This window comes from Pseudomonas sp. CF161 (genome assembly GCF_000416215.1).
Lineage (GTDB): Bacteria > Pseudomonadota > Gammaproteobacteria > Pseudomonadales > Pseudomonadaceae > Aquipseudomonas.
Window position 1 is genome coordinate 106,903 of record NZ_ATLP01000060.1, and the last position, 18,726, is coordinate 125,628.

General features: G+C 62.9%; 13 protein-coding genes. 7 read left to right on the forward strand and 6 right to left on the reverse strand.

Annotated elements, in window-relative coordinates; translation table 11 throughout:
• Nucleotides 1–256: 256 nt before the first annotated feature.
• From CF161_RS11630 to CF161_RS11640, 3 genes are all read right to left on the reverse strand, one after another.
• The gene (locus CF161_RS11630) at nucleotides 257–3,928 is read right to left on the reverse strand and encodes a translocation/assembly module TamB domain-containing protein (protein WP_020296770.1); all 3,672 of its coding nucleotides are present in this window, start codon (nucleotides 3,926–3,928) and stop codon (nucleotides 257–259) included.
• On the reverse strand, nucleotides 3,925–5,652 hold the full coding sequence (locus tag CF161_RS11635) for an autotransporter assembly complex family protein (protein WP_020296771.1): 1,728 nt from the start codon (nucleotides 5,650–5,652) through the stop codon (nucleotides 3,925–3,927). Before CF161_RS11635 ends, CF161_RS11630 begins: the two co-directional genes overlap by 4 nt.
• Nucleotides 5,653–5,717: 65 nt before the next feature.
• Nucleotides 5,718–6,368, reverse strand: coding sequence for an N-acetyltransferase (locus CF161_RS11640; RefSeq protein WP_020296772.1), 651 nt, complete (start codon nucleotides 6,366–6,368; stop codon nucleotides 5,718–5,720).
• Between the two features lie 174 nt (nucleotides 6,369–6,542).
• On the opposite strand from CF161_RS11640, the gene xthA reads away from it, so the two are divergent.
• Nucleotides 6,543–7,355, forward strand: a complete 813-nt coding sequence (gene xthA / locus CF161_RS11645; RefSeq protein ID WP_020296773.1) for an exodeoxyribonuclease III — start codon at nucleotides 6,543–6,545, stop codon at nucleotides 7,353–7,355.
• Between the two features lie 59 nt (nucleotides 7,356–7,414).
• Here xthA and CF161_RS11650 read toward each other — a convergent pair whose 3' ends face one another.
• The gene (locus CF161_RS11650; protein ID WP_020296774.1) at nucleotides 7,415–7,741 is read right to left on the reverse strand and encodes a YegP family protein; all 327 of its coding nucleotides are present in this window, start codon (nucleotides 7,739–7,741) and stop codon (nucleotides 7,415–7,417) included.
• Between the two features lie 253 nt (nucleotides 7,742–7,994).
• Here CF161_RS11650 and CF161_RS11655 point away from each other — a divergent pair, with 253 nt between their 5' ends.
• A complete protein-coding gene (locus CF161_RS11655) occupies nucleotides 7,995–9,377 on the forward strand; it encodes a substrate-binding domain-containing protein (protein WP_043229192.1) in 1,383 nt (460 codons plus the stop codon).
• A gap of 53 nt (nucleotides 9,378–9,430) precedes the next feature.
• On the opposite strand, the gene CF161_RS11660 is transcribed toward CF161_RS11655, so the two are convergent.
• Nucleotides 9,431–10,660, reverse strand: a complete 1,230-nt coding sequence (locus CF161_RS11660) for an acyl-CoA dehydrogenase (RefSeq protein ID WP_020296776.1) — start codon at nucleotides 10,658–10,660, stop codon at nucleotides 9,431–9,433.
• A gap of 179 nt (nucleotides 10,661–10,839) precedes the next feature.
• Here CF161_RS11660 and CF161_RS11665 point away from each other — a divergent pair, with 179 nt between their 5' ends.
• The 3 genes from CF161_RS11665 to CF161_RS11675 all read left to right on the forward strand — a co-directional run bounded on the left by CF161_RS11665 (nucleotide 10,840) and on the right by CF161_RS11675 (nucleotide 13,268).
• Nucleotides 10,840–11,775, forward strand: coding sequence for a LysR family transcriptional regulator (locus CF161_RS11665; RefSeq protein ID WP_020296777.1), 936 nt, complete (start codon nucleotides 10,840–10,842; stop codon nucleotides 11,773–11,775).
• A 115-nt stretch (nucleotides 11,776–11,890) separates the two neighbouring features.
• Nucleotides 11,891–12,295, forward strand: a complete 405-nt coding sequence (locus tag CF161_RS11670) for a MerR family DNA-binding transcriptional regulator (protein ID WP_020296778.1) — start codon at nucleotides 11,891–11,893, stop codon at nucleotides 12,293–12,295.
• 73 nt (nucleotides 12,296–12,368) lie between these two features.
• On the forward strand, nucleotides 12,369–13,268 hold the full coding sequence (locus tag CF161_RS11675) for a hydroxymethylglutaryl-CoA lyase (RefSeq protein ID WP_020296779.1): 900 nt from the start codon (nucleotides 12,369–12,371) through the stop codon (nucleotides 13,266–13,268).
• Nucleotides 13,269–13,893: 625 nt separating this feature from the next.
• Here the strand turns inward: CF161_RS11675 and CF161_RS11680 are convergent.
• Nucleotides 13,894–15,588 carry an AMP-binding protein gene (locus CF161_RS11680; protein WP_020296780.1) on the reverse strand — a complete coding sequence of 565 codons (1,695 nt, stop codon included), beginning with the start codon at nucleotides 15,586–15,588 and terminating at the stop codon, nucleotides 13,894–13,896.
• A gap of 258 nt (nucleotides 15,589–15,846) precedes the next feature.
• Between CF161_RS11680 and CF161_RS11685 the strand changes: the two genes are divergently transcribed.
• Both CF161_RS11685 and CF161_RS11690 read left to right on the forward strand, forming a co-directional pair.
• The gene (locus CF161_RS11685; protein ID WP_020296781.1) at nucleotides 15,847–17,010 is read left to right on the forward strand and encodes an isovaleryl-CoA dehydrogenase; all 1,164 of its coding nucleotides are present in this window, start codon (nucleotides 15,847–15,849) and stop codon (nucleotides 17,008–17,010) included.
• A gap of 106 nt (nucleotides 17,011–17,116) precedes the next feature.
• Complete coding sequence (locus tag CF161_RS11690; protein WP_020296782.1) at nucleotides 17,117–18,721, forward strand: carboxyl transferase domain-containing protein; 1,605 nt, start codon at nucleotides 17,117–17,119, stop codon at nucleotides 18,719–18,721.
• Nucleotides 18,722–18,726 lie beyond the last annotated feature (5 nt).

Below are 18,726 nucleotides of genomic sequence, written 5' to 3' on the forward strand. Positions count from 1 at the left end.
GGCAGGGAAAGTATGTCGAGATGTTACTGCCTAGGCAGCGAATGTCAAAGCAATAATTAGCATGCTTTGTATTTTGCTGGATAAACGGCATGGGGGACGGTGGTGGCCACCGTGGAGAGTCAGGTGTTCAGGAGGTGAAAGGCCCGTAGCCGCTGCCGAGCCCGGGAGGCTGCGCTGGCCCGGGCGGACGCCGTGGCGCGTCAGGTGTCCGGGCGCTAACCCCTTCAGGCACCACGGAGGCAGCAGCTACCGCACTTCAAAAATCGCGCTTGTAGAAAATATCCAGGGAACTGGCCACGCCACTGGCGGCTTCCAGGTACACCTTCTTGCTCAACTTGTAGCGCAAGGCGATGGTGTTGGCCGGTTCGAACACGCCGACGCCGTAGCGCAGGCTGAGTTTCTCCGAGATATTGCCGCTGGCGACCACCGCCGTATTGGTGCCGCTGCCCTGGGTGTCGAGCTGGAAGTCCTGGATCCCGAGGTTTTTCGCCAGGCTGCCGGTGAAGTTGGAACTGCCCATCAACCCCAGCCCCAGCGCCGCCTGGGCCAGCATATTGTTGTCCTCGCCGGTGGAACTCAGCGGCCGTCCCAGCACCAGGTAGGACAGCGCCTGCTCCTGGCTCATGGCCGGTTCGGAGAAGATCTGCGTCACCGGCTGTTCGGCGCTGCCGCTCAGGCGGATCCCGGCGATCACGTCGTCGGTCTGGCGAATCGCTTCAATATCCAGGTACGGCTGATCGATGGGCCCGGCGAACAACAGCCGCGCCCGGCGCACGGTCAGGCGCTGGCCATAGGCCCGGTAGCGCCCGTCGTTGAGCCACAGCTCACCACGTGTGTCCATGTTGTCACCGATATGCACATGCCCCTGCAGGTTGGCGGTCAGGCCGAAACCGGCAAAGCTCAGTTTGTCTTCGCCCACCACCACATCGACATCCATCGCCATGGCCATCGGCGGCTTACCCTCGGCGGTCTGCTGCCCGATGATCACCGTGTCGTCCGAAACCTTGACCGTCGACGGCGGCAACTCGCGCACCTTGATCTCGCCCTTGGGCACATGAACCTTGCCGGCAATCGCCAGTTTGTCGCCCTGCATGGAGATTTTCAGGTCCGGCGCCACTTCCAGCACCGCGTAGGGCTCGACGGTCACCGGCAACTGCGAGCCCTTGAGATTCAGGTCCACCGCCAGCGCCTGACCCCAGGCGACTGAGCCCGTGAGGCTGCCCTGCCCGGCCTTGCCGCTTTTCCAGGCGCCATTGAGTTGCACGCTCTCACCGGCGATCTGCGCCTGCAGTTGCAAGTCCTCCAGACTGATCGGCAGCTCGGAACCGGAAACCTCGCCATCACTGAGGGTCAGGTTGCCATTGACCTGAGGGGCCAGCAGCCCGCCCGACAGGCGCCCGCTGCCATTGAGGTTGCCCGCCAGCTTCTCGACCATCGGCACAAACGGCCGCACCACCGCCAGGTCCAGGCCGCTCAAGCGGAAGTCCCCGGACAGCGCCTTGTTTTTCGCCAGGGGATTGATCTGCGCCTGCACCAGCAACTCGCCAAGCTTGCCGCCGGCGAACTCGAGGCGGGTGTCGATGCGCTTGGGGTTGAGCGTGGTGTTGAGTTTCAGGGCCTGGTACGGGAAGTCCAGCCACTGCTGCTTTTCCTTGATACGCAAGGTGCCGCCGCTGGCGTCCACCACGATCTGGCCTTTGGGCCCGCTGGCCGGCACGTCCAGTTGCAGGTCGGCATTGAGCTGGCCCTTCCAGGCAAAATCCTTGGGCAGCCACTGCGCCAGGCTGTCGATGGGGAATTGCTTGAGGTGATAGCGCAGCTTGGGCTCAGGCATCAGGCGTTGATCCTCGCCGCACAGGCTGGCCGCGCCGGACGCCCAGCAATGGGCGCCGAAGTTGAGCTTGCCGTCGGCCAGGTACTCCAGTTTCGCCGGGGCTTGCAGCTTCCAGTCCTGGCCACCGCTCTGGATCTCGCCGCTGGCCAGGCGTCCGCGCCAGTTGCCCTGATTGAGGACGCCATCCAGGCCCAGGGCCAGTTTCAGCAGCGGGCCTTGCAGGTCCAGTTGCAGCTTCTGGTTCTTGATATCGCCCTGGCCGGCCAGGGTCAGGCTGCCCAGCTGGGTATCTCCGACCTGGATCCCGCTGCCCTTGAGGTCAAGGCGGGCCTTTTGCCCGGCGTCGAGATGGGCGGCAAGCACCAGGCTTTGCAGGCGGTTATCGACAAACGCCAACTGCTGGCCTTGCAGGTCGAGCTTGCCCTGGGGCGCGTTCAAGGTCCCGGCCAGGTCGAGGCGACCATTGGCCTGGCCGCGCAACTGCGGCCACAGCTGACCCAGGCGCGGCAGCTTGATATCCAATTGCCCGGCAAGTTTCTGCTGCAGGCTGGCGGAGCCATTGATGCGGTTATCCCCCAGGCGGATATCGAGGGTGCTCAGGGTCCACTGCTGCCCCTGGCCATCGGCCTTGGCCTGCAACACCGCAGGCTGGCCACGCAGCTTGCCCTTGAGGTCGAGGTCGGCATTGAGCTTGAGCTGTTCGTTCTTCAGTTGCCCCTGGCTGCGCAGCGGGCCCGCGAGCGTGCCCGGCAGCTCCGCCAGCCAGTACGCCGGGTTGATCGCCGACAACTGCAGCGCCGTGTCCCAGGCGATGCCATCGGCGAATTGCAGTTTCAGGTGGCCCTCGGCCTTGCCCTGCCCGGCCGCCAGCTTGAATTCAGGGAGAAAGATCTGGGTCAGGTCGCCACTGAACGGGCTGCCGAGGCTGAAGGCGCCGGCCGGCCCATCGAGGTCACCCTGGAAGTTGCCCAGGTAATGGCCGTCGCGGTACGACACTTCGGCATTGAAGGTGCGCACCGCCACCGCGGGCTCGTCAATCACCGGGTACAGGCGATGCCAGGGGAAATCCAGCCAGGCGACCTTGCCCTCGGCGCTGAAGCCTTCGCTCCAGTCCAGCGCGCCGGTCAGCTTCAGGCTTTGCTTGTCGTTGGCGGTCAGGTCCAGGGCGGCGATCTGTGCACCGTTGGCGTCGACCTTGCCGGTCAGCACCAGGGCCACCGGCCCCTGCTCGGCCGGCAAGCTGGCGCTGCCCTGCAATTGATAGCCGTGTTTCAGGTCGCCCTGGCCGGTCAGCAGCAGCTGATTGAGCATCAGGGTGTCCGGCAGCTCGGCGCTGGCCTTGAAAGCATCGGCGGTAATACGGACGTGGGCCGGCAGGTTTTCCACCAGCGGTTGCAGTTCGCCGCTGAGCTGGCCCTGCAAATAACCGCTGCTGTCGGCGTGCACGTTCAGGGTCTTGAGCAGATCGCCTTCGACCTTCAGCGCCAAGGCCCAGGGCTCGTTGCCCGGGGCCGGCAGGGTCAGGTTGCCGCTGGCCTGCAGGGGCCAGTTGCCGCTAGGGTGCAGCAGCCCGGACAGGTTCAGGCTCAGGTCGTCGCGCTGCAGTTGCAGTGAGTCGATCTGCAAGCCCTGGGCGGTCCACTGCGCGGCCAGTTGCAGGCCTTTGAGTTGCTCGCTGCCGTTAAACAGCAGGTTACCGACCCGCACCTGCCCCAGTTCGATCGCCAGCGGCAATTGCAGGTCCGGCAGGCTGATGGGGCCGCTGCTGTCGTCGCTGCCCGGGGGGAATTGCAGACTGACCTGCTCCACATCCAACTGTTCGATACACAGGGTCATGCGCAGCAGGCACGATGGCGACCAGGCAAACTTCGGCGCCACCAGCTCGACCCGGCTGCTGCCTTGCTCCCACAACAGGTGATCGGCGCTCCACTGGCTCCCCAACTGCCCGGTGAAATTTTCCACGCTCAAGCCTGGCACCCGGCCCAGGGCCCAACGGCTGCCAGCCTGGGTGCCCACAAGCAGGTACACACTCACTACCAGCAGCAACAGCAGCGCCACCATCGCCAGCAGCGTTATTTTCAAACCACGCTTCACAGCTCCGGCCCCATGGAAAAGTGCAATCGAATACCACCGTCATCATTCAGCGCGTGGGCCAGGTCGAGGCGAATCGGCCCCACCGGTGACACCCAGCGCACGCCAAGGCCGACCCCGGTCTTGAGGTTCGGCAGTTCGAGCTTATTGAAGGAGTTGCCCTGGTCGACGAAGGTCGCGATGCGCCACTTCTCGGCAATCGAATACTGATACTCGACACTGCCGGCCACCATGTAGCGCCCACCGATACGGTCGCCGTCGGAGTTTTCCGGGGACAGGCTCTGATAGTCATAACCGCGCACACTCTGATCGCCACCGGCAAAGAAACGCAGGGACGGCGGGATCGATTTATAGCCGTTGGTGGCACTGCCACCGAACTGCACCCGCCCCAGGAAGCGGTGGTTATCCCAGACCGTGGTCAGCCCCTTGAGCAGCACCGTGCCGTACAGCAGGTTGGTGTCGGAGGCCAGGCCTTCCTTGGCCAGCTTGGTGTCGAATTGCAGGCGATAACCGTTGTGCGGGTCGATGCGGTTGTCACTGCGCAGGTAGGAATACGTCAGGCCGGGCATCAACAGGTTGCTCAGGCCCGAGTCATCCCCCAGGCGATATTCTTCGCGCTGCCATTTCAACGACACCACGCGCTGCCAACCACTGGGCAGCTTGCTGTGCCATTCGGGGCCGAGGGTCAGCAGTTTGCTGAGGGTGTCGGTGTTGGCGATTTCTTCATTCTGATAGCCACCGGCAAAACGCAGTTTGTCGGTGAGCGGCGGATCCAGCGGGATGTCGTACCACAGCCCGACGTTTTGCCGGGGCGCCGAAACCTCGGCCTCCCAGCCGTAGCTGTGGCCCTGCGGATTGACCCAGTGCCGGGTCCAGTTGGCCTTGGCCCGAGGCCCGACGTCGGTGGAGAAACCCAGGCCCAGGCCCATGGTCCGGGGCTTGCGGGTTTCCAGCCGGACCGCCACCGGGATCACGTCGTTGGCCGCGGCTGTAGGCGCTGCGTCGACCCGCACGCCCTCGAAATAACCACTCGACTGCAGCGCCTGGTTGAGTTCGGCAATCAGCTCGGAGTCGTAGGGTGCACCGGCCTTGAACGGCACCATGCGCTGCAGCAGCTCTTCATCGAACGGCGCATCGCCGGCGAAGCTGACCTTGCCCAATGCATAGCGCGGGCCGCTGTCGTACACCAGTTCGATATCCGCGACCCCTGCCTGGGGATCGACCGCCAGCCGTTGCCGGGTGAAACGCCCGCTGAAAAACCCATAGCGCGAGGCCTGATTCTGGATCAGGTGCTTGGCATCTTCGTAGTGACCGTGGTTGAGCACGGCCCCGGTTTTGAGCTGGTCGCTCTTGGGCACCCGGAAGGCCTTGAGGCTGGCCGCCGGGCCTTCGATACGCACGACGACGTCGCGCAGGTGCACGGGCTCGCCGGGGTCGATATTCAAAACCAGACGTGGCTTTTCGCCACCTTTGACGTCGCTGCTGATCTGCGGCTGATAGTAGCCGAGGGCCTGGGCGGCCTTGCGCGCCTGCTCCTCGGCGCCGCGACTGAAGCGCAGCAAGGCCTCTTCGTCACGGTCTCCGACACCGCCAATGTAGCCCTCCACATTGGCCTTCAACTCGTCATTGGCCGGCTTGACCCTGACATCCAGTTCGCTTTGCGCCAGCGCCGCACAGCTTGTAAACAGCAGCAACAGGCTGCTGGTGATTCTTCCAGGAAACTTCATAGGCGCGGATGCTATCACGAGCTTGGGAGCGTGATAGAACCCACCGCCCCCGGAAAAGTTCTATCTCAAGCTGTTGCGCTGTGCAACACCTGGGGATTGGCGTGAAAAAAAACGTGCTCGCGAATCGGCCCCACGGCGATTTCGCCGATCTCTTCATAGCCTTGGCGCTTGTAGAACTCCAGGTAGCGCGGGTTGCCGGTGTCGAGCACCACGCCCTGGGAGTTTTCGTCCACCGCGCACCAGTTGTGCACGGCGGTCAGCAGTTGCTCGCCAAAGTGCTGGCCCTGGAATTGCGGGTGAATCCCCAGCAGCGGCAACACGTGCACCGCGTCGCTGGGCAAACAGGCGCTGACTGCGGCGTGGTAGTCCAGGTAACGCCGGGTGCAGCGAAAGCCGGTGCTCAGTACCATGCGCAGGCGCCAGGCCCAGCTTTCGGTGATCCCCAGCCGGCGCTGGGGCGGTGCGATCAGGGCAATGCCGATCAACCGATCGTTGACCAGCAGGCCGATGGCCGGCAGATCCTGCAGAAAATGCTGTTTGACCAGTTCCCGGACCGTGGCCCGCACGCGCTGCTCATACCCCGGGCGCTCGGACTCGAACAGAAAACCGAAGGTCGGTTCATGCCGGTAGGCCTGGTACAACAGCGAACGCGCCTCCCGCGAGTAGCCGCTGTCGAGCATGTGGATATCGGCGATGGCAGTGGATGTTTCAGGCATTGCGGTTGACTCCCCTGGACCCGGCTCAAATGGCCGCGCTCTTGTTGTTACGAGCCTTTTCGTCCGGTGATCGTTCCCCGGTCCAAGGACATTAGCAGCGCATCCGGGCTGCTGCCACGCTGGTGGCGCTGCGACTTGTCGGCTAGCATCGCTGTTTTGCCAGGACCGCCGACCATGAAAATCGTCTCGTTCAACATTAACGGGCTACGTGCCCGCCCTCATCAGCTGGCGGCGCTGATCGAGAAACACCAGCCGGATGTCATCGGCCTGCAGGAAACCAAAGTCTCGGACGAGCAGTTCCCCCTGGCCGATGTCCAGGCCCTGGGTTACCACGTGCATTATCACGGGCAGAAAGGCCATTACGGTGTCGCCCTGCTCTCGCGTCAGGCGCCCCTGAGCCTGCACAAGGGGTTCGAAGGCGATGACGAAGAAGCCCAGCGGCGTTTTATCTGGGGCACCTTCGCCGACGCCGATGGCACCCCGGTGACCATCATGAACGGCTACTTCCCCCAGGGTGAAAGCCGCGACCACCCAACCAAATTCCCGGCCAAGCAGCGGTTCTACAACGACTTGCAACAGCTGCTGGAAAGCCGCTTCAGCAACGACCAGCCCTTGATCGTCATGGGCGATGTGAACATTTCCCCGGAAGATTGCGACATCGGCATCGGCCCGGAGAACATGAAGCGCTGGCTGAAAACCGGCAAGTGCAGCTTCCTGCCGGAAGAACGCGAGTGGATGGCACGCCTGAAGAACTGGGGCCTGGTGGACAGCTTCCGCCACCTCAACCCGGAGGTCAGCGACCGCTTCAGCTGGTTCGACTACCGCAGCCGCGGCTTCGAGGATGACCCCAAGCGCGGCCTGCGCATCGACCTGATCATGGCGTCCAACGGCCTGCTGCCACGGGTCAAGGATGCCGGAGTCGACTACGAACTGCGCGGCATGGAGAAACCCTCCGACCATGCGCCGATCTGGCTCGAGCTGAGCTGATTCACCGGCCTTCGCCCAGGCACAAAAAAGCCCATCGCAAGATGGGCTTTTTCATGGGGTCAGCGCAGCTCGATATGCGGTGTGGTGCCAGCGGCCATGATGGCTTCGATGGCGATCTCGCGGGTCGGCTCCGAATCATAGAGGTGGCTGGCGATGATCACCTCCTGGCCGGCCTTGAGCTTGAAGTACGACTTGCCGCCCTGGGAAATCTTGCGCACATAGCGCTCAGCAGATGCGCAATGACGACGAAACAACGCAATGGCTGCTTCGGCAGTGTCTCGACACGGGTAGCGGTTGCTTTGCAGCAGGGTCTTTGCTTCCTTGGACTTCAACAGGAATCTGCATTCGCCACTGTCATACTGCTTCAGCTCGAACCAGGCACTCATTTCCAACTCCTTTGAACAACGAAATAGCAGCAACATGCTGCAGGGGAGCCTGTCGGGGATGCAGGCTTGGCAGCGCTTCCAATCCCCGCCAGACAAAGTTTTCGACTCTATCTATCCCCCCATAGAAGGTCTTTAGGACATATCTGAAAGTGCGCCGGATCCCTCCCGAAACATCAGCCGCCGGCTGTCACATCCGCGTCACCTCCCTGACTTAATCTCGCCGCAACTCCCCTCCATAGAAGGCCGGTAGCGCATGCCCCGCGTGTTGACAGTCAGTGAACGAGATATCTGGTGCCGGACCCTCAGCATGTTGCTGATCGGTTTTGCCTGCTACGCCCTGCCCTGGTCGGTGTTCGCCGCCCTGCCGCTGGGCAGCGACAACAGCAGCGTGCTGCGTATCCAGGGTTCCAACACCATTGGCGCCAAACTCGGCCCGGCCCTGGTCAAGGGCTTGCTGGAGGAACAAGGGCTGCACAAAGTGCGGATCGAAGCCACGGGCAAGGACAACGAGCAGCGGGTGGTGGGCCAGACCAGCCAGGGCCGGCCCGTGCGGATTGACGTCGCCGCCCACGGTTCCAGCACCGGTTTTGCCGCCCTGAAAAATGCCAGCGCCGACCTCGCCGCCGCCTCCCGCGCCATCAAGGACAGCGAACTGGTGGAGCTGGAAGCCCTGGGCGACTTGAAAAGCCCGGGCGCCGAGCAGGTGATCGCCATCGACGGCCTGGCAATCATCCTCAACCCCCATAACCCGCTGACCCAATTGAACACCGAGCAACTGGCGCGCGTGTTCAGTGGCGAGGTCAAGACCTGGGAAGAACTGGGGGGCGTCGGCGGCGCCATTCATTTATATGCCCGCGATGATCAATCCGGGACCTACGACACCTTCAAGGAGCTGGTGCTCAGCCGCCGCGGCAAGGCCCTGGGCAGCGCGGCCAAACGCTTCGAATCCAGCGAGCAGTTGTCCGATGCGGTCAGCCAGGATCCCCAGGGCATCGGTTTTATCGGCCTGCCCTACGTGCGCCAGGCCAAGGCCGTGGCCATCGTCGACGGCGAGTCGCAAGCCATGCAGCCGCTCAACAGCCTGATCGCCACCGAAGACTACCCACTGTCGCGGCGCCTGTATTTTTACCTGCCGCCCAATGGCCACAACCCCTGGGCCAAGGCGCTGGTGGACTTCGCGCAAAGCGCCAAAGGCCAGGCCATTGTCGCCGCCAACGGTTTTGTCGCGCAGACGGTGCAAGCCATGAGCGTGACGGCCAGCCCGCAGATGCCCGAGGGTTACCAGGCCATCGTGCGCCAGGCGCAGCGGCTGACGGTCAACTTTCGCTTCGAGGAAGGCAGCGCCAGCCTGGACAACAAGGCACGCCAGGACCTGAACCGGGTGCTGGATTTTCTCAAGCAGCACGCCAAGCTCGATCGACAGGTGACGCTGGTGGGGTTTGGCGATGCCAAGAGCGATACCGCCCGCGCCGCGCTGCTGTCCAAGCTGCGGGCCATGGCCGTGCGTCGGGAACTGGTGAAAAGCGCAGTGGTCCTGCGCGAGATCCAGGGATATGGCGCGCAGATGCCGGTGGCCGCCAACACGGCGGACGAGGGCCGGATCAAGAATCGCCGGGTTGAAGTCTGGGTCTACTGAAGGCCGGCAACCCGGCAGCGCGAGGCCCAGCCGGCCCCGCGACGCCTGAGTGATCAGTGGCTGCTGCGCAGCATCTCCTTGGGCACGTATTTGCCGATTTCGAACTTGCCGATCGCGGCGCGGTGCACTTCGTCCGGGCCGTCGGCCAGGCGCAGGGTGCGCTGCATGGCGTACATATAGGCCAGCGGGAAGTCATTGGAGACCCCGGCCCCGCCGTGGATCTGGATCGCCCGGTCGATCACCTTCAAGGCTACGTTCGGTGCCACCACCTTGATCTGGGCGATTTCGCTTTTCGCCACCTTGTTGCCGACGGTGTCCATCATGTACGCGGCCTTGAGGGTCAGCAGGCGCGCCATGTCGATCTCCATCCGCGAATCGGCGATCTTGTCGATATTGCCCCCCAGGCGTGCCAGGGGTTTGCCGAACGCGGTGCGGCTAACCGCACGCTTGCACATCAGTTCCAGGGCGCGCTCGGCCATGCCGATCGAACGCATGCAGTGGTGGATGCGCCCCGGGCCCAGGCGCCCCTGGGCGATTTCGAAGCCCCGGCCCTCACCCAGCAACACGTTCTCGTAAGGCACCCGCACATTGTCGAACAGCACTTCGGCGTGGCCGTGGGGCGCATCGTCGTAGCCGAACACTGGCAGCGGCCGCACGATCTTCACCCCCGGGGCATCCACCGGCACCAGGATCATCGAGTGCTGCTGGTGACGCGGCGCGTCCGGATTGCTCAGGCCCATGAAAATCAGGATTTTGCAGCGCGGGTCGCAGGCACCCGAGGTCCACCACTTTTTGCCGTTGATCACCCACTCGTCACCATCGCGCACGGCGCGGGCGGCCATATTGGTGGCGTCGGACGAGGCCACATCCGGCTCGGTCATGGCAAAGGCCGAACGAATCTCGCCGCGCAGCAGTGGTTCCAGCCAGCGTTGTTTCTGTTCTTCGTTGGCGTAGCGCACCAGCACTTCCATGTTGCCGGTGTCTGGCGCCGAGCAGTTGAAGGGCTCGGGGCCCAGCAGCGAGCGGCCCATGATTTCCGCCAGGGGCGCGTATTCGAGGTTGGTCAGGCCGGCGCCGAGTTCCGACTCGGGCAGAAACAGGTTCCACAAGCCCTCGGCCTTGGCCTTGCGCTTGAGCTCTTCCATGATCGCGGTCGGCTGCCAGCGGTCACCTTCGGCGACCTGACGTTCGAACACCGCTTCAGCCGGGTAGACGTAAGCGTCCATAAACGCGGTGACGCGCTCACGCAGTTCCTGAACCTTGGGGGAGTAGGCGAAATCCATGGGCAGCTACCTTCTTGAGGGAGGTGGTTGAGGGCATGGAATCGATGCTAGAACAGCTTACGAAAATTTACCTAGCCTATTCTCGGCGTGTATTAACATTCATCACCGATATATGATCGGCTGATCGGCAAGGCCCACCGGCCCTATCAAGACGCCCCCAACAATAAGAGTGCAGCGCCATGAATCTGAGCAAGGTAGACCTCAACCTCTTTATCGTTTTCGACGCGATCTACACCGAAGCCAACCTGACCCGCGCCGGGCAAATCGTCGGCATCACCCAGCCGGCGGTGTCCAACGCCCTGGCCCGCCTGCGCGAGACCTTCAACGACCCGTTGTTCGTGCGTACTGCCCAGGGCATGGTGCCGACGCCGATGGCGCAGAACATTATCGGCCCGGTGCGCAACGCCCTGTCGCTGCTGCGGGTGTCGGTCCAGGAAAGCCGCATCTTCAACCCGCTGCAGGCGGTCAAGACCTACCGCATCAGCATGACCGACCTCACCGAGGCGGTGATCCTGCCCCCGCTGTTCCAACGCCTGCGGCGCCTGGCGCCGACCGTGATCATCGAAAGCTTCCTGTCCAAGCGCCGGGAAACCACCAAGGAACTGGCCGCCGGCCGCCTGGATTTTGCGGTCGACGCCCCGCTCAACACCGACCCCCAGGTGCGCCACGTCAAGCTGATGGAAGACCGCTATGTGTGCGCCATGCGCAAGGGCCACCCCATGGCCGGCAAGGAAAAACTCAGCCTCGATGATTACCTGTCGCTGACCCACATTCATATTTCCAGCCGTCGCAGTGGCCTGGGTCATGTCGACCTGGCACTGGGCAAGATGGGGATCCAGCGCAAGATCGCCCTGCGCTCCCAGCATTACCTGATGGCCTCCCAGGTGCTGCAGCAGACCGACATGGTCATGACCGTGCCGGAACGCTTTGCCCGGCGCCATGAACTGCACGCCTTCAATCTGCCGGTCAATGACGTGCCACCGGTGGAAACCCACCTCTACTGGCACGAAAGCACCGACCAGGACCCGGCCAACCGCTGGATGCGCGAGCAGATGATCGAGCTGTGCCAGCAGGTCACCGCCCACGAGAAGAAGCTGGACAAGCAGGCGGTCTGAGGGACGCAGCGGCTTTTTTGGCGGCAGGCCTGGCGCGCCTGCCGGCGAGAAGTCTGCTTGACGTATACGTCAACCAGGAATTAGCTTAGCGCCAAGACTTTTCTTGAGCGCCCCCATGAGCAGCCAGACCTACAGCATCTCCGACCTCGCCCGCGAGCTCGACATCACCACCCGGGCGATCCGCTTCTATGAAGAACAAGGCCTGCTGGCCCCCGAGCGTCGCGGTCAGGAGCGCATCTATTCGCCCCGGGACAAAGTCAGCCTGAAGCTAATCTTGCGCGGCAAGCGCATCGGTTTTTCCCTGGCCGAGTGCCGCGAGCTGATCGAACTCTACGACCCCAGCAGCGGCAATCAGAAACAACTGCACAGCATGCTGGCAAAAATCGCCGAACGCCGCGACCAGCTGGAACAGCAACTGCTGGATATCGAACAGATGAAACTGGAACTCGATACCGCCGAGGAACGCTGCATCCAGGCCCTGGAGCAAACCATCGAGAACCAGAAGAACGCCGTCCAGTAACAGGCCCTTCGACCCGCCCCAGCGCAACGGCCCCGCGCCGCCCTACGCCATCCCTTATAAAAGGTGCACCTGAATGTCACTCCCAAGCCATGTACGCCTGATTGAAGTCGGCCCTCGCGACGGCCTGCAAAACGAAGCCCAGCCCATCAGCGTCGCGGCCAAGGTGCAGTTGGTGGACGCCCTGACCGCCGCCGGCGTCGGCTATATAGAAGTCGGCAGTTTCGTCTCGCCCAAATGGGTGCCGCAAATGGCCGGCTCGGCCGACGTCTTTGCCCAGATCCAGCGCAAGCCCGGCGTGATCTATGGGGCCCTGGCGCCCAACCTGCGCGGATTTGAAGACGCCCTGGCGGCGGGGGTCAAAGAGGTGGCGGTGTTCGCGGCGGCCTCGGAAGCGTTTTCCCAACGCAATATCAATTGCTCCATCAGCGAGAGCCTGGAACGCTTCGTGCCCATCATGGACGCCGCCAAACAGCACGGCGTGAGCGTGCGCGGTTACGTGTCCTGCGTGCTCGGCTGCCCGTACGAAGGCGATGTGGCACCCGAGCAAGTGGCCCTCGTGGCCCGCGAGCTGTACGCCATGGGCTGCTACGAAGTGTCCCTGGGCGACACCATCGGCACCGGTACCGCCGGCGCTACCCGCCGGATGTTCGAGGTGGTGGGCGCCGACGTGCCCCGCGACAAACTCGCCGGGCACTTCCATGACACCTACGGCCAGGCCATGGCCAACATCTACGCCAGCCTGCTGGAAGGCATTGCGGTGTTCGACAGCTCGATCGCCGGCCTCGGCGGCTGCCCCTATGCCAAGGGCGCCAGCGGCAACGTCGCCAGCGAAGACGTGCTGTACCTGCTCAATGGCCTGGGCATCGAGACCGGCATCGACATGGAGCGCCTGATTCTGGCCGGTGAGCAGATCTGCACCGTGCTCGGCCGCGCCAGTGGCTCCCGCGTGGCCCGGGCGCGTAACGCCGGTTGAGGGGCGCGGTGTTACCGGCCCCGATGGAGTGGGGCCGAAACGAGTAACACGGAAACAGTTTGTCGAATTTCCAGCGGCACAGTTCGCGCAACAAAATATTAAGTCTTTGATTTTAAAGGACTTTAAAAAGTTGGCACGGCTTCTGCTATCTCTATTGCATAACAAGAATAAAAAGCAGCAAACCTAATAAAAATAAGACGTAACGACTCTGACATAACAAAAACAACACGGCAGAGACGCAGCTAACAGATTTTTTTGGAGAAGGTGTGCTTTTCAGGGTGCTCTCAGGAGTAACCCGCAACCGGGCAGAGAACAATAAAACTACCTTCAGGTAGCTCCCGAACTGGTTGGATCGCTTGGCGAGAAAGTAGATCAGCGCTCAAAAAAATACGTTTGCTCTTGACCCCGGATGGGGGTCGCCCAAAACAGCAGCACGGGTAACGGTTACCAAAAACAACAACAGACCGCCCCGCAATAATAAAAAAAGAGCACGCAACGACAAATTAAAGGGGAGCTTCGGCTCCCCTTTGTGCTTTCCGGCATTACGCTTTTTGCGCCCCTTCCCCCTTGCATAGCGCTGCACGCCGGCACCCGCGATACCCCCTGCAGATGCCGACGCTCGCCCTCAAAGCCGCTCGCGCAACTCCTCGATGCTGATTTCACGCATGCGAAACTTCTGGATCTTGCCGGTCACGGTCATGGGGAATTCTTCGACGAACTTGAAGTAACGCGGCGTCTTGAAGTGCGCAATGCGCTCCTTGCACCAGGTTTGCAACTCCAGCTCGTTGGCAGTATGGCCGGGGTGGAACTTGATCCAGGCCACGATCTCTTCGCCGTATTTGTCACACGGGATGCCGATCACCTGCACATCGGCCACTGCCGGGTGGGTGAAGAAGAACTCTTCCAGCTCCCGCGGGTAAATATTCTCGCCACCGCGAATGATCATGTCCTTGTTGCGCCCGGCAATGCACACATACCCCTGCTCGCTCATGGTTGCCAGGTCGCCGGTGTGCATCCAGCCTGCGGGGTCGATGGCTTCGGCGGTGCCCTGGGGGTTGTTCCAGTAGCCGAGCATCACGCTGTAGCCACGGGTGCACAGTTCGCCGATGGTGCCGCGGGGCACGAGGTTTCCGGCCTCGTCGATGATTTTGCTTTCCAGTTGCGGCTGGGTGCGCCCGACCGTGGTCACCCGCAGTTCCAGCTCGTCGGCCGGGCCGGTCTGCAACGACACCGGGCTGGTTTCGGTCATGCCATAGGCGATCTGCACCTCGCTCATGTGCATCTCGCTGATCACCCGGCGCATCACTTCAATCGGGCAAGTGGCCCCGGCCATGATCCCGGTGCGCAGGCTCGACAGGTCGAATTCGGCGCGGCGCGGCTGGTCGAGCATGGCAATAAACATGGTCGGCACCCCGTACAGCCCGGTGGCGCGCTCTTCGGCCACGGTGGCCAGGGTCAGCAATGGGTCGAAGGCATCGTTGGGATAGATCATGGTGGTGCCATGGGTGATGCAACCGAGGTTGCCCATGACCATACCGAAGCAGTGGTACAGCGGCACCGGGATCACCAGGCGATCTTCGTGGGTCAGCCCCAGGCTTTCGCCGACCATGTAACCGTTATTGAGGATGTTGTAGTGGCTCAGGGTCGCCCCCTTGGGGAAACCAGTGGTGCCGGAGGTGTACTGGATGTTCACCGCCTGGTCGAAATCCAGGCTGCGTTGCCGCTCCTGCAACTGCTCGATACTCACGCCCGCACCCAGCGCCTCCAGCTGCGACCAGGGCAGAAAGCCCGAGGGCGGCTGCGCATCGAGGCTGATGACCCCACGCAGGTCCGGCAGCCGCTCACTCTGCAGGCGGCCGATGGATTGCTCGGCCAACTCCGGCACCAGCCCCTGAAGCATGGCGTGATAGTCGGAGCTTTTGAACGCCCCCGCGCACACCAGCCACTGGCAGCCGGATTGCTTGAGCACGTATTCCAGTTCGGAACTGCGGTAGGCCGGGTTGATGTTGACCAGGATCGCGCCGATCTTGGCGCTGGCGAATTGGCTGATGCACCACTGCGCGCAGTTGGGGGCCCAGATGCCGAGGCGGTCCCCGGTCTTCAGGCCCAGCGCCAGTAACGCCCGGGCATGCAGGTCGACGGCGGTGGCCAGTTGTCGCCAGGTGTAGCGCAGTTGCTGATGTCGCACGACCAGCGCTTCTCCCTGGGGAAAGCGCGCGACGGTGTTATCGAACGCCTGACCGATGGTCAGCGCCAGCAAGGCCTGGTCTTGCGATCCACGGCTGTAGCTATGGCTCGGTTGGGAACCTGGTTGATCCATGATGACCCCTATTGTCTTTATTAGTGGGTATACCGGAGCGAAACATCGGTGTGAGAACCTGCCCACGATTTGCGGGTGAACCGGTTCTCAAGGAGGCTGGCTCCAATTGAAAACGCTGCTACTCTGGCTCAAGTTGACGTTTACGTAAAGGGTGATTGACAGCCACTGATCGCAAGTTTACGTTAACGTAAAGGTGAGAGCCCATCCGCCCCGCTCTCTCACGCCCATCCTCAATAAAAACAAGCTTGAAGGTGCCCCATGAGCTATCCGACCCTGAACTTTGCCCTCGGCGAAACCATCGACATGCTTCGCCACCAGGTCCAGGCCTTCGTCAAGGCCGAGCTGGCGCCACGAGCGGCACAGATCGACGTCGATAACCTGTTCCCTGCCGACATGTGGCGCAAATTCGGCGACATGGGCCTGCTGGGTATCACCGTCGCCGAAGAATACGGTGGCGCCGGCCTGGGGTACCTGGCCCACGTGGTGGCCATGGAAGAAATCAGCCGCGGTTCGGCCTCCGTGGCCCTGTCCTACGGCGCCCACTCCAACCTCTGCGTCAACCAGATCAACCGCAACGGCAACCACGAACAGAAAACCCAGTACCTGCCCAAACTGATCAGCGGTGAACACGTTGGCGCCCTGGCCATGAGCGAGCCCAACGCCGGCTCCGACGTGGTCTCGATGAAGCTGCGCGCCGACAAGCGCGGCGACCGCTACGTGCTCAACGGCAGCAAGACCTGGATTACCAATGGTCCCGACGCCAACACCTATGTGATCTACGCCAAGACCGACCTGGAAAAGGGCCCTCACGGCATCACCGCGTTCATTGTCGAGCGTGACTGGAAAGGCTTCAGCCGCAGCAACAAGTTCGACAAGCTCGGCATGCGCGGCTCCAACACCTGCGAACTGTTTTTCGACGATGTCGAAGTGCCGGAAGAAAACATCCTCGGTGTCCTCAACGGCGGCGTCAAAGTGCTGATGAGCGGCCTGGACTACGAACGCGTGGTGCTCTCCGGCGGCCCGACCGGGATCATGCAGGCCTGCATGGACCTGGTGGTGCCCTACATCCACGACCGCAAGCAATTCGGCAAAAGCATCGGCGAGTTCCAGCTGATCCAGGGCAAGGTCGCCGACATGTACACCCAACTCAACGCCAGCCGTGCCTACCTCTACGCGGTTGCCCAGGCCTGCGAGCGCGGCGAAACCACGCGCAAGGATGCCGCCGGGGTGATCCTCTACAGCGCCGAGCGCGCGACCCAGATGGCCCTCGACGCGATCCAGATCCTGGGCGGCAATGGCTACATCAACGAATTCCCGGCGGGCCGTCTGCTGCGGGACGCCAAGCTCTATGAAATCGGCGCCGGCACCAGCGAAATCCGCCGCATGCTGATCGGCCGCGAGCTGTTCAACGAAACGAAGTAGGAGCAGCGGCGAGCGACCAGCCTCAAGCGGCAAGCCATGGCTGCCTTAACATCGACTTACTCTTGCAGCTTGAAGCTTGTCGCTTGAAGCTGCCGTAGGGCCTCCTATGATTCTGAAGTCTCAGCTCCACCCAAAATCCCCCGAGTTCGCGCAGAACGCCGCCAGCATGCTGGCCCAGGTCGACGCGCTGCACACCCTGCTCGCCCAGGTCCAGCAAGGCGGCGGCGCCAAGGCCCAGGAGCGCCATACCTCACGCGGCAAGTTGCTGCCCCGCGAGCGGATCAACCGCCTGCTCGACCCCGGCTCGCCGTTTCTGGAAATCAGCCCGCTGGCGGCCTACGAGGTGTACGGCGAAGACGTGCCGGCGGCCGGAGTCATCGCCGGCATCGGCCGGGTGGAAGGTGTCGAATGCATGATCGTGGCCAACGATGCCACGGTAAAAGGCGGCTCCTATTACCCGCTGACCGTGAAAAAACACCTGCGGGCGCAGACCATCGCCCAGCAGAACCGCCTGCCCTGCATCTACCTGGTGGACTCCGGCGGCGCCAACCTGCCACGTCAGGACGAGGTGTTTCCGGACCGCGAGCACTTCGGGCGGATCTTCTTCAACCAGGCCAACATGAGTGCCCAGGGCATCGCCCAGATCGCCGTGGTCATGGGTTCCTGCACCGCCGGTGGGGCCTATGTGCCGGCCATGGCGGACGAAGCCATCATGGTCCGCGAACAGGCGACCATCTTTCTCGCCGGCCCACCCCTGGTCAAAGCCGCCACCGGTGAAGTGGTGAGCGCCGAGGACCTGGGCGGGGCCGATGTGCACTGCAAGATCTCCGGGGTCGCCGACCATTACGCCGACAGCGATGAACACGCCCTGGCGCTGGCGCGACGCAGCGTGGCCAACCTCAACTGGCGCAAACAGGGCGAGGTGCAGCAACGCCCCCCCATCGCCCCGTTGTTTGCCAGCGACGAGCTGTACGGGGTCATCCCGGCGGACGCCAAACAACCCTTCGATGTACGCGAAGTGATTGCGCGCCTGGTGGACGGCTCGGTGTTCGATGAGTTCAAGGCGCTGTTTGGCACCACCCTGGTCTGCGGTTTCGCGCACCTGCATGGCTACCCGATCGCAATCCTCGCCAATAACGGGATCCTGTTCGCCGAAGCCGCGCAAAAAGGCGCGCACTTTATCGAACTGGCCTGCCAGCGCGGCATTCCGCTGCTGTTTCTGCAGAACATCACCGGCTTCATGGTCGGCCAGAAGTACGAAGCCGGCGGCATCGCCAAGCACGGCGCCAAGCTGGTGACCGCCGTGGCCTGCGCCAAGGTGCCGAAGTTCACGGTGATCATCGGCGGCAGTTTCGGCGCGGGGAACTACGGCATGTGCGGCCGCGCCTACGACCCGCGGTTTTTGTGGATGTGGCCCAACGCCCGCATCGGCGTGATGGGTGCCGAGCAGGCGGCCGGGGTCCTGGTGCAGGTCAAGCGCGAGCAGGCCGAACGCAGCGGCCAGGCATTCAGCGCCGCCCAGGAAGCCGAGATCAAACAACCGATCCTCGACCAGTACGAGCACCAGGGCCACCCCTACTACTCCAGCGCACGGCTGTGGGACGACGGCGTCATCGACCCGGCGCAGACCCGCGACGTGCTGGCCCTGGCGCTGTCCGCCTCCCTCAACGCCCCCATCGAACAGAGCCGCTTCGGCGTGTTCCGCATGTGACCCGG

Coding starts and splice junctions, on each gene's coding strand:
- CF161_RS11690 (WP_020296782.1), top strand. CDS start 17,117: ATGATTCTGAAGTCTCAGCTCCACCCAAAATCCCCCGAGTTCGCGCAG.
- CF161_RS11660 (WP_020296776.1), bottom strand. CDS start 10,660: ATGGATTTCGCCTACTCCCCCAAGGTTCAGGAACTGCGTGAGCGCGTC.
- CF161_RS11635 (WP_020296771.1), bottom strand. CDS start 5,652: ATGAAGTTTCCTGGAAGAATCACCAGCAGCCTGTTGCTGCTGTTTACA.
- CF161_RS11680 (WP_020296780.1), bottom strand. CDS start 15,588: ATGGATCAACCAGGTTCCCAACCGAGCCATAGCTACAGCCGTGGATCG.
- CF161_RS11655 (WP_043229192.1), top strand. CDS start 7,995: ATGCCCCGCGTGTTGACAGTCAGTGAACGAGATATCTGGTGCCGGACC.
- CF161_RS11650 (WP_020296774.1), bottom strand. CDS start 7,741: ATGAGTGCCTGGTTCGAGCTGAAGCAGTATGACAGTGGCGAATGCAGA.
- CF161_RS11640 (WP_020296772.1), bottom strand. CDS start 6,368: ATGCCTGAAACATCCACTGCCATCGCCGATATCCACATGCTCGACAGC.
- xthA (WP_020296773.1), top strand. CDS start 6,543: ATGAAAATCGTCTCGTTCAACATTAACGGGCTACGTGCCCGCCCTCAT.
- CF161_RS11685 (WP_020296781.1), top strand. CDS start 15,847: ATGAGCTATCCGACCCTGAACTTTGCCCTCGGCGAAACCATCGACATG.
- CF161_RS11665 (WP_020296777.1), top strand. CDS start 10,840: ATGAATCTGAGCAAGGTAGACCTCAACCTCTTTATCGTTTTCGACGCG.
- CF161_RS11675 (WP_020296779.1), top strand. CDS start 12,369: ATGTCACTCCCAAGCCATGTACGCCTGATTGAAGTCGGCCCTCGCGAC.
- CF161_RS11670 (WP_020296778.1), top strand. CDS start 11,891: ATGAGCAGCCAGACCTACAGCATCTCCGACCTCGCCCGCGAGCTCGAC.